10 protein-coding genes are annotated in these 10,977 nt (G+C 47.5%); 9 read left to right on the top strand and 1 reads right to left on the bottom strand.

All coding sequences use genetic code 11. The features are described 5' to 3' along the window. Positions 1 to 82 precede the first annotated feature (82 nt). The 5 genes from rfbC to KXJ70_RS08770 all read left to right on the top strand — a co-directional run bounded on the left by rfbC (position 83) and on the right by KXJ70_RS08770 (position 6,050). The gene (rfbC, locus tag KXJ70_RS08790) at positions 83 to 619 is read left to right on the top strand and encodes a dTDP-4-dehydrorhamnose 3,5-epimerase (RefSeq protein ID WP_219043034.1); all 537 of its coding nucleotides are present in this window, start codon (positions 83 to 85) and stop codon (positions 617 to 619) included. Then, the gene (gene rfbD / locus KXJ70_RS08785; RefSeq protein ID WP_255558230.1) at positions 619 to 1,512 is read left to right on the top strand and encodes a dTDP-4-dehydrorhamnose reductase; all 894 of its coding nucleotides are present in this window, start codon (positions 619 to 621) and stop codon (positions 1,510 to 1,512) included. Before rfbC ends, rfbD begins: the two co-directional genes overlap by 1 nt. A gap of 73 nt (positions 1,513 to 1,585) precedes the next feature. Continuing rightward, positions 1,586 to 3,001, top strand: coding sequence for a mannose-1-phosphate guanylyltransferase/mannose-6-phosphate isomerase (locus KXJ70_RS08780; protein WP_219043033.1), 1,416 nt, complete (start codon positions 1,586 to 1,588; stop codon positions 2,999 to 3,001). A 512-nt stretch (positions 3,002 to 3,513) separates the two neighbouring features. Beyond that, entirely contained in the window at positions 3,514 to 4,887 is a 1,374-nt protein-coding gene (locus KXJ70_RS08775) for a DUF1800 domain-containing protein (RefSeq protein ID WP_219043032.1), read from the top strand. After that, positions 4,884 to 6,050, top strand: a complete 1,167-nt coding sequence (locus KXJ70_RS08770) for a DUF1501 domain-containing protein (protein ID WP_219043031.1) — start codon at positions 4,884 to 4,886, stop codon at positions 6,048 to 6,050. The genes KXJ70_RS08775 and KXJ70_RS08770 overlap by 4 nt, the downstream gene beginning before the upstream one ends. Before the next feature lie 215 nt (positions 6,051 to 6,265). Here KXJ70_RS08770 and KXJ70_RS19340 read toward each other — a convergent pair whose 3' ends face one another. After that, the gene (locus KXJ70_RS19340) at positions 6,266 to 6,397 is read right to left on the bottom strand and encodes a hypothetical protein (protein ID WP_255558229.1); all 132 of its coding nucleotides are present in this window, start codon (positions 6,395 to 6,397) and stop codon (positions 6,266 to 6,268) included. 316 nt (positions 6,398 to 6,713) lie between these two features. On the opposite strand from KXJ70_RS19340, the gene gmd reads away from it, so the two are divergent. The 4 genes from gmd (at position 6,714) to KXJ70_RS08750 (ending at position 10,784) form a co-directional block, all read left to right on the top strand. Continuing rightward, positions 6,714 to 7,832 carry a GDP-mannose 4,6-dehydratase gene (gene gmd / locus KXJ70_RS08765; protein WP_219043030.1) on the top strand — a complete coding sequence of 373 codons (1,119 nt, stop codon included), beginning with the start codon at positions 6,714 to 6,716 and terminating at the stop codon, positions 7,830 to 7,832. Between the two features lie 11 nt (positions 7,833 to 7,843). Further along, a complete protein-coding gene (gene fcl / locus KXJ70_RS08760; protein ID WP_219043029.1) occupies positions 7,844 to 8,803 on the top strand; it encodes a GDP-L-fucose synthase in 960 nt (319 codons plus the stop codon). Beyond that, positions 8,800 to 8,991 carry a hypothetical protein gene (locus KXJ70_RS08755; protein ID WP_219043028.1) on the top strand — a complete coding sequence of 64 codons (192 nt, stop codon included), beginning with the start codon at positions 8,800 to 8,802 and terminating at the stop codon, positions 8,989 to 8,991. Before fcl ends, KXJ70_RS08755 begins: the two co-directional genes overlap by 4 nt. Before the next feature lie 449 nt (positions 8,992 to 9,440). After that, a complete protein-coding gene (locus tag KXJ70_RS08750; RefSeq protein WP_219043027.1) occupies positions 9,441 to 10,784 on the top strand; it encodes a UDP-glucose dehydrogenase family protein in 1,344 nt (447 codons plus the stop codon). Positions 10,785 to 10,977: the final 193 nt, after the last annotated feature.

Here is a 10,977-nt window from a genome sequence, read left to right as displayed (position 1 = left end):
AGAAAACCGGCTACGGCCAATACCTGCTGCGTGTGGCTAACGGCTACAAGTAGATACACCGCACTTTATTTATGAGTTAGTAATGAACGTTATCCAAACCAAATTAAAAGACTGCGTGATTATCGAGCCCAAGGTATTTGGCGATCATCGCGGCTTTTTCTTAGAAACCTTCCAAGCTGACCGTTATCGCGATCAGGCGGGAATTAGCCTGCCCTTTGTGCAGGATAATCACTCCCGTTCCGCCAAAGGCGTGCTGCGCGGGCTTCACTTCCAAAAGACCAAGCCGCAGGGCAAATTGGTGCGGGTGGTGAGTGGTGAAGTCTATGATGTGGCGGTGGATATCCGTCCAGACTCACCCAGCTTTGGGCAGTGGGAGGGCGTGATCCTCTCAGAGGAAAACAAGCGTCAATTTTGGGTGCCGCCGGGCTTTGCCCATGGCTTTGTGGTGCTTAGCGACACAGCTGACTTTGAGTACAAGTGCACGGATTACTATGACCCAACGGATGAGGGCAGCTTGATTTGGAATGATCCCGCTATGGCAATTACGTGGCCGCTAGAGACCCCAACCTTGTCAGACAAAGACAGCAAAGCCCCTACCTTTGCCGAGTTGTTTCAGTGATGAATAACATGCATCTACTTGTTACCGGAGCCGGCGGCCAGTTGGGGCAATGCCTAGCAGATCAGCTCAAAGCCCAAGGTATTACACATACCTTGCTAAGCCGCCAAGACGCCGACATCAACGATACCGTGGTATTAGAAAAGATCATTGCGGATAAGGGCGTGACAGCGATCATCAATGCGGCTGCATACACTGCCGTTGATAAGGCCGAATCCGAACCTGAATTAGCCAAGCGCATAAATGAAGATGGCCCTGCTGCGCTGGCCAAATTATGCAGTCGCTTTGATATTCCCTTGCTACACGTCTCAACTGACTATGTGTTTGACGGCAATCAACAAACACCCTATTTGGAAACAGACCAAACCGGCCCGACCGGCGTATACGGCCAAACCAAACTTGATGGTGAGTTGGCAGTGCAGCGCCATTGCCCCAAACACATTATTCTCCGCACTGCCTGGGTGTTTAGTGAATACGGCAATAACTTTATGAAAACCATGCTGCGCTTAGCCAAAGAGCGAGACACCTTGGGTGTGGTGGCAGACCAATTTGGCTGCCCGACGTATGCAGGTGATATCGCCAAAGCCCTAGTTCATATTGCAACTCAAGTGCACACGGCAGAGCAAAACAAAAGCGGGACGCAAGCCCACTATGGCGTTTATCATTACGCTGGCAATGAGGCGGTGAGCTGGCATGGCTTTGCCACCGCGATATTTGAAGAAGCCCACAAGCAGGGTGTGCTAAAAAGTGTGCCGACGGTTAATGCCATCAGCACAGCAGATTATCCGACACCGGCAAAGCGGCCGGCGTATTCGGTGCTGAGTACGGCTAAGATTGAAAATGTGTACAATGTGACGCCGAGTGATTGGCGCGAAGCGATAGCCTGTATTAGGTAAGTAGCTATCAATTTTTATAGTCTCGCCGGCTTGGTTGTGAATGGAAAACTATAAATACAATGATGATCTTCACATGAACATACTAGTTATGGCGGGTGGAAGCGGAAGCCGATTGTGGCCATCTAGCAGGGGTTTGTTTCCTAAGCAGTTTTTATCAATTGCTGGTGAAAATACGATGTTGCAAGCCACGCTTGCGCGGGTTGAAGGGTTGAGCAATAGTACATCTGTTATTTGCAATGAAGAACATCGCTTTGTAGTCGCACAGCAAGCGCAAGAGTTTGGGGCTGAATTAACGTCTATTATTTTAGAGCCAGTTGGTCGTAATACTGCACCGGCTATCGCGCTTGCCGCGTTTGATGCTCTTGATTCTTGTGATGGTGCGGCGCCATTACTTTTGGTGATGGCAGCGGATCATGTTATCGAAGATGTGGCCGCATTTCATGCTGCAGTTGCTGTAGCTAAGGCGCAGGCCGAAGCTGGTAAGGTGGTTACCTTTGGCATTGTGCCTGAGTCTGCTCATACTGGTTACGGCTATATTCAGCGTGGTAGTGAGTCAGGTTCTGGTGCTTATGCGGTTTCTCGGTTTGTCGAAAAGCCAGATGCAAGCACGGCACAATCTTATTTAGATGACGGTGGCTATTACTGGAATAGCGGTATGTTTTTGTTTGCTGCCGATGTGTATTTGAATGAGTTAAAAACTTTCCGACCCGATATTTATGCTGCATGTGAAAAGGCTTATTTGGGTAAAAACCGCGATGTTGATTTTTTGCGCGTTGATGCCGACGCGTTTAAAGCCTGCCCTGATGAGTCTATTGATTACGCGGTTATGGAAAAGACAGATAAGGCGGTGGTTGTGCCCTTATCTGCAGGTTGGAGTGATGTGGGTGCTTGGTCTTCCTTATGGGAGATTGGTGAGCAAGATGCCTCTGGTAATGTGATTAGCGGTGATGTGTTAAGTCACAATACATCTAATTCTTATATTAGAGCTGAACACCGTTTAGTGGCGACGGTGGGTTTGGATAATATTGTTGTGGTTGAAACCAATGATGCCATTTTGGTTGCAGCTAAAGATCAGGTTCAAGATGTTAAGAAGATTGTTGAGTCATTAAAGGCGCAAGGCCGTAGTGAGGTGAGTCAGCATCGTCATGTGTATCGCCCATGGGGTGTGTTTGACTCTATTGATAATGGTGAGCGTTATCAGGTTAAGCGTATTACCGTAAAGCCCGGTGCTAAGTTGTCTGTGCAAATGCATCACCATAGAGCTGAGCATTGGATTGTGGTGTCTGGCACGGCAAAAGTGACGAATGGCGATAATGAGTTAACATTGACCGAGAATCAATCGACGTATATCCCAGTTGGTGTTATTCATGCCTTGGAAAATCCCGGCGTTATTCCGCTGGAGTTGATTGAAGTGCAGTCAGGCTCGTATTTGGGTGAAGATGATATAGTGCGTTTTGAAGATCGGTATGGACGGGCGCCGAAGGCTTGAGTTTTTGATTTAGATTGGTGTTTGGTCTTGTTCCGAGGGCTGTGGATCCTCGATCGGGGTCGAGGATGACGGTGGGGCTGTTGAGGGTGATGGCACCATGCTACGTCTTCCTCGGCCATTATAAAATCCCGTAACTAACTGTAGCGAATGCCTTTTACGTCGGGCGCCTGAAGCCTGACGCGGCTATGTAGTACTGCAAAGCCCGTGGTTTATGGATCCTCAAACGATTTGAGGATGACGGTTGGGCCGTTGAGGATGACGGTGGGGGTGTTGAGGAAGACGGTTGGGCCGTAGAAGATGACGAAAGTGGGCTTTGAGGGTGGCGTCGCGTGGCGTTGATGGTGACGGTGGGTGTGTTGAATACGGCCTACTCTTTGCCGACGTAGTTTATGTTTCAAGCTTTTGTATTCAGAGCAGTTCTCTTTAAACGTCCTTAATGAACTAATCTCTCCGCTTGAAAACAAATACTTCATGGTGTGACGCTGCGGTACCAGAACTGGGACAGATTCATTATGAAGGTACTTTCTATTGAATTTTATGGCGTGCTCTTGGCGCTGTTATTTGCTTCATGTTATTCCTCCTTGTCGTTTTCGCTTACCTTTGCTGAGGCGCGTCATTTGAGTCTTCGAGCCGGATTTGGTCCCGAGTCTGAATTGATAAATCGGTTACTTCCCCTTGGCAAAGGGAAGGCGATTACGTATTTGTTGCAACGTCGCGAAAAGGATTTTTCTGTTCCTCCTTGTGCGCAAGAAACGTTGATTCCTTATATGCAATTTAAGGACTTTGACGATGAAAAGTTGATGGCCTTTCGGCAAAGCCAGAACAAATGCAAGAATGCTCTTAAACAGGCTTACGCTAGTCATTTATTGAGTAATGACTCAAATGACGTTTTGTTGCATAGGATGGAGTTGTTCTGGCATAACCATTTTACGTCGAGTTTGGCTAAGGTTCCTTACGCGGCATTGATGTATGAGCAACACAATACGATTCACAAGAATGCCTTGGGTAGCTTTCGTGTTTTATTGCATAGCGTAATTCGTGACCCCGCAATGATTATGTACTTAGATAATAACAATAATAATAAAGCTAAACCGAACGAAAATTTAGGGCGTGAATTACTTGAACTATTCACGCTAGGTGTTGGGAATTACTCTGAAAAAGATGTGAAAGAAGTTGCCCGTGCCTTAACTGGGCTTTCAATCGATAATGCCAATTTTGTGCCACGTTTTTATCCTGAACGGCATGATTACGCTAAGAAAACTATTCTTGGCCAAACAGGCTATTTTGGGTTGGATGCTGTTCTCGAAATACTATTAAGTAAGCCAGAGGTGGCGAAATATATTACACGTAAGTTGTGGCTTGAATTTGTTAGCGAGGCTGATGACAAGGCGATATCACGTTTAGCGTCTGAGTTTTATCAGGATTGGAATATTTCTCGATTAATACGCGGCATTTTAATGAGTCAGGCTTTTTGGGATGACGCGGGTAATATGACGAAATCTCCCCTGGAGCTAGTTGTAGGAGGAGCTCGTCTGTTGCCGGGAATGGTGCCCAGTAAGTCTGTTCCAAACTTAGTTAATCGTATGGGGCAGAATATTTTTGACCCGCCTAATGTGAAAGGCTGGCCAATTGGCAGCGATTGGATTAATAGTAAAAGTTATGTTGAGCGCGTTAAATTTACTGAGCAGCTAACGCGGGGATTGCAGCCTAAGCGTTATAAAAAATCGCTTTCGTTTTTGTGTGAGCGAGGCGCTTCTGAGCTAGCGGCTTCTCCTGTTTTAGTCACGCCGGCATCCGCAAAGATTACTGATATAGCGGTTAATGGTGAGGCTTGTGTTGATGATTTGGCGCGTGTCTTTGAGCACCCGGCATGGCAATTAAAATGAATAGGCGTGAACTAATTCAGTTTTTATTGTTAGTGGGTGCGGTCGGCACGGTGCCGCTGGTGTGTTCAGCGCCGCTCGGTGGAGCGCGCAAGCAGCGCGCTTTGGTGTTGGTCGAATTAAATGGCGGCAACGACAGCTTGAACTGTTTTATTCCCTTGGCGCAGGAAGCGCGATACAAGGCATTGCGTCCGGCTTTACACTTGTCCGCAGAAGAGCGCGTTAAGCTAGATGATAACATTGCGTTACACAAAGCGTTATCGCCGTTACGTAATGGGTGGTTGGATAAAGATCTCGCTTTAGTTCATGGCTTAGGCTATCCCGGGCCCAATTTGTCGCACTTCCGAAGTATAGAAATTTGGGATACCGCTTCGAATAGCGATAGTTATAAAACTACGGGTTGGTTAAGCAGTCTGGCAAAACAGCCAGCCAAGTCTGGTGTAGATGCGCTTGTGTTAGGTCGAAATAGCGGGCCAGTAGCGGGTGGTAAAGGAGCGGTGTTGCAAGCAGATTTGTTGCGACATTTTTTAGGCAAAAGCCGGCAATTAGGTCATATTGATGGTGCGAAAAATAATGCGGCCTACTCACATTTATTGTCAGTACAGAATAACCTGGTGTCGGTAGCTAAAGATTTGCTGCCTATTTTGCAGAAGAAGGACGTCGTCAAAACCATCTTCCCTGAAACGCTATTAGGTCGTCAGTTGGCTGAGATCGCGCAGTTGATTAATCTCGGTGTCGATACGCGGGTATATAAAGTGGCGCTGTCTGGCTTTGATACTCATCGAAATCAAAAGCCGGTACATCAGCGCTTGTTGTCACAACTGTCGGCGGCGCTTCTGGCATTTAGGGAGGAAATGATTCGATCTGGGCATTGGGATGATGTCGTGGTGATGACCTATTCTGAGTTTGGCCGACGCCCGAAAATGAACGGCTCTGGGGGAACGGATCATGGTACAGCGGCGAGTCATATTGTGATGGGCGGTAAGGTGCAGGGCGGTCATATCGGAACGTATCCTGCGTTGCCTGAGAAAGATAACGCTAATATGCAATTCACGACGGATTTTCGGGCTCTGTATCAGACCGTTCTTGATCGGTGGTTTGAATTTCCGGATATTCGCCTCGCCGATGGCGTAGAGGGGGCATTACCGTTATTTAGGGTGTCATGATGTTTGCGCTATATCTCGGTCCCAAATGTGCTGCTATATAGGTGGTATGTGGATCCTCAATCGAGTTGAGGATGACGGTTGGGCCGTAGAGGATGACAGCTCCACACTACGTCATCCCCTACTCCGATCGGGGATCCAGGTGAGCGTAAACGAATGCCTTTTACGTCGAGCATCAGACGTCTGACGTAATTGTGTAGTGCTGCAAAGCCCGTGGTTTATGGATCCTCAATCGAGTTGAGGATGACGATTGGGCCGTTGAGGGACACGGCACCACACTCCGCCATACCCGACCCCGGTCGGGTACCCAAATGAGCCAAGCGAATACCTTTGGTTTTGGAGGTGTGCATCGTGGCTCGGAGCCGGAGTGTACAAATACCCGCATAGGTTACAGATTAGCCCAGTCACATAGGTAACACATTTTTCTTAAGGGCCATGCCTTATTACCCGCTTACGCTATTATGCTGTTTACTCGGTAAATCTTTAATAAGTGGGCTAGCATAGTGGTAAAGGGGTTAGACTTGGGCCGATTCTTAACCTGACGTGGTGGGGTTTCCGGCGATGGCTCACTGAAGTGAGTGACGATCACCATTGTAAACGGGGAGAGGATCCGGCAGTTTTTTCTTTGCTATATAAAATAATTAATATTCAGATTGAGAGGTTATTGTGAAAGTCGCACTAATAACGGGTGTAACAGGGCAGGATGGATCGTACTTGGCTGAGTTTCTACTTGAAAAAGGTTATGAAGTTCACGGTATAAAGCGTCGTGCTTCGTCGTTTAATACCGAGCGCATTGATCATATATATCAAGATCCGCATACAAACGACAAAAATTTCATATTGCACTACGGGGATTTGTCTGACTCTTCAAATCTTACTCGGATTTTAAAAGAAGTTCAGCCGGATGAGGTTTACAACCTGGGTGCGCAGTCTCATGTGGCAGTTTCATTTGAAAGCCCTGAATATACCGCTGATGTTGATGCGCTCGGGACGTTGCGTATTTTGGAAGCTATTCGATTGCTAGGTTTGGAAAAGAAGACGCGTTTCTATCAGGCGTCGACTTCTGAATTGTACGGTGAAGTCCAAGAGATTCCGCAAAAAGAAACAACGCCATTTTATCCACGTTCTCCTTATGCGGCGGCGAAGTTGTATGCCTATTGGATTACTGTTAACTATCGTGAATCGTATGGTATGTATGCGTGCAATGGTATTTTGTTTAACCATGAGTCACCGCGTCGTGGCGAGACATTTGTAACGCGTAAGATCACGCGTGGCATCGCCAATATCGCTTATGGTTTAGAGGCTTGTTTGTATCTTGGCAATATGGATGCTTTGCGGGATTGGGGACACGCAAAGGATTACGTCCGCATGCAGTGGATGATGCTGCAGCAAGAGCAAGCAGAAGATTTTGTAATAGCGACTGGAAAGCAAATCTCTGTTCGGGAGTTTGTTCGCATGTCAGCAAAAGAAGCCGGCATTGACATTGAGTTTTCCGGTGTTGGCATTGATGAGTGTGCGACAGTTCTAAGCGTCAACAATGATCTTGCACCAGGCGTGACAGTTGGTGATGTGGTAGTTCGTGTTGACCCTCGTTACTTTCGCCCCGCAGAGGTTAGGAGTCTGCTAGGAGATCCTAGTAAAGCGAAAGCCAAGTTAGGCTGGGTCCCAGAGATTACGGTTGAGGAAATGTGTGCCGAGATGGTGGCGTCTGATCTCGATAAAGCTAAGCGTCACGCCTTGTTAAAGGGGCATGGCTTTGATATTTCGGTAGCTCGAGAGAATTAAGGGGCTCATATATGAAGCGCGTATTTGTTGCCGGTCATCGCGGTATGGTGGGGTCTGCGATAGTTCGTCGTTTAGAGCGTTTGGGGGGGTATGAAATTGTTACCGCTAATCGTGCGTCTTTGAACTTACTCGATCAAAAGAGTGTGGCAGATTTTTTTACAACCCAGAAGTTTGACGAAGTATATCTAGCAGCAGCTAAAGTGGGCGGGATTGTGGCAAACAATAGCTACCCAGCTGATTTTATTTATGAAAACCTAATGATCGAATGCAATATTATTCACTCGGCGTTTAAGTCAGGTGTTAAGCGCTTACTATTTTTGGGCTCCTCTTGTATTTACCCAAAATTAGCTGAGCAGCCGATGCAGGAAGCGGCATTGCTGACAGGTACTTTGGAACCAACTAACGAACCGTATGCGATTGCTAAAATTGCGGGCATTAAGTTATGTGAATCGTACAATCGCCAGTATGGCGTTGATTATCGTAGCGTGATGCCGACAAATCTATATGGCAAGAATGATAATTTTCATCCTGAAAATAGTCATGTAATACCTGCGATGATGCGTCGTTTTCACGAGGCTGCTAAAAGTAATGCCACTGATGTTGTAGTTTGGGGAACAGGCAAGCCAATGCGGGAGTTCCTGCATGTAGATGACATGGCAGAAGCGTCTGTTTTCGTGATGAATTTAGATAAAGAAATATACGATGCTAATACGCAAGAGATGTCGTCACATATTAACGTGGGCACAGGCGTAGATTGCACCATTGCTGAATTGGCTCTTACCTTAGCGAAAGTAGTCGAGTTTAAAGGCAACGTTATTTTTGATACGACTAAACCTGACGGTGCACCTAGAAAACTAATGGATGTATCGCGTCTGGGGGAAATGGGCTGGCACGCTCAAATCTCATTAGAAGATGGACTTCGCACAACCTATTCTTGGTTTTTAGAGCATCAGTCTGATATTCGGTTATGAGTGGCAAAGTAAGGGGCGGGCATATTGGTAAGTATCCTGAATTACCTGAGAAAGAAAATGCCAATATGCAGTTCACGACGGATTTTAGGGCTCTGTATCAGACCGTTCTTGATCGGTGGTTTGAATTGCCGGATATTCGCCTCGCCGATGGCGTAGAGGGAGCGTTACCCTTATTTAGCGTGTCATGATGTTCGCGCTATATTTCGGCCAAATGTGCTGCTAAATAGGTTGTATGTGGATCCTCAATCGAGTTGAGGATGACGGTTGGCCGTTGAGGATGACGAGGTGGGGTCGTTGAGGGTGACGGTTGGGTCGTTGAGGATGACGGGGTGGGGTCGTTGAGGATGACGGTTCGTGTTGGGGATGGCCGCATTTTATTCAGACATAGACGACTCCGACCGACACCGTAGAACGTCATATCCGGCTCCACCCTACGTCATCCCCGACTCCGATCGGGGATCCAGAAGAGCGAGCGAAAGCCTTTGACTTTCGCATCCGGCATCTGACGCCAGACTTTTGACTTCCAAACCAGGCATCCGTCGCCTAGTTAAGCAAAACGATTATTCTGTTTCCCGCCTTTGTTATTTTGACGTGCTAGAATCCCGCTTATACATAATTTGAATTGCGAGACTGTTTGATGAAAGTCACGGTGTTTGGTATTGGCTATGTTGGTCTGGTGCAGGCTGCGGTGTTAGCTGAAGTGGGTCATGATGTTGTTTGCGTTGATGTGAATGCTGAGCGCGTTGAGAATTTAAAGAATGGCATTATCCCCATTTATGAGCCCGGTCTGACGCCGTTGGTTCAGCGCAATTACGATGCGGGTCGCCTCCAGTTTACGACGGATGCTGCCTTTGGTGTAAAGCACGGCAGGATTCAGTTTATTGCTGTGGGTACTCCGCCCGATGAAGATGGCTCGGCTGATTTGCAGTATGTTTTGGCGGTGGCTAAAACCGTTGCCACGTATATGGAAACTCCCAAGATTATCGTTGATAAGTCTACTGTGCCCGTGGGTACAGCGGATAAAGTCTCGGCTTGTGTCGCGGCTGTGTTGGCCGAGCGCGGCGTGGCGATTGGCTTTGATGTGGTGTCTAACCCAGAGTTTTTGAAGGAGGGGGCGGCGGTCGCCGACTGTCAGCGACCTGATCGCATCGTGATTGGCACTGATAGCCAAGCAGTTGAGAATAAAATGCGTGAGTTGTATGCGCCTTTTAATCGCAACCATGAAAAGTTAATTGTGATGGATGTGCGTTCTGCAGAGTTAACCAAGTACGCCGCCAATTGTATGTTGGCCACTAAAATTAGTTTTATGAATGAGATGGCTAATTTGGCCGAAAAGCTGGGTGCAGATATAGAAAAGGTGCGCCAAGGGATTGGGTCTGATCCCCGTATTGGGTATCACTTTATTTATCCTGGTTGTGGCTATGGTGGATCGTGTTTCCCTAAGGATGTGCAGGCCTTGGTTCGTACTGCTGAAAAAGTAGGGTATGTGCCTGCGCTGTTAAAGTCCGTTGAGGCAGTGAATAGCCGTCAGAAAGAGAAGTTATTTGGTCATATTCAGGCGTATTTTGATGGTGATTTGAAAGGTAAGCGTATTGCGTTGTGGGGTTTGTCATTTAAGCCCAATACCGATGATATGCGTGATGCGTCTAGTCGGGTGTTGATGGAAAGTTTGTGGGCGGCAGGTGCAGTCGTGCAGGCATACGATCCCGAAGCGATGAATGAAACTCAGCGTATTTATGGTACGCGTTCGGATTTGACCCTGATGGGTACCAAAGAGTCTGCCTTGAACGGTGCCGATGCTCTGGTGGTGTGTACAGAGTGGAACGCGTTTAAGGCGCCTGACTTTGATTTGGTAAAAGACTCGCTGACAAATGCGGTGATATTTGATGGCCGTAATTTATACGACCCGGACATGCTGGAGGAGCAGGGTATTGCTTACTATGGTATTGGGCGTGGGCGCAGTGTGTTGAGTTTTGCCTAATACGATTTTGTTGTTTGGTAGTTTTTAGGTGGTGCGTAGTAACTCTTAGCCAGTGGTATGTGGATCCTCAATCGAGTTGAGGATGACGATGAAAAGTGGTCATCCCCGACCCCGATCGGGGATCCATGTGAGCGACAGCGAATGCGTTTTGCTTCTGTCGTCAGGCACCAGGCACCCGTCTAAATTAAGGCGA

Origin of the sequence: Zhongshania aquimaris, from assembly GCF_019312595.1 — a bacterium.
GTDB lineage: Bacteria > Pseudomonadota > Gammaproteobacteria > Pseudomonadales > Spongiibacteraceae > Spongiibacter > Spongiibacter aquimaris.
The sequence above is the reverse complement of the archived record's forward strand: the minus strand, read 5'-3'. Positions and strand labels throughout refer to the sequence as shown.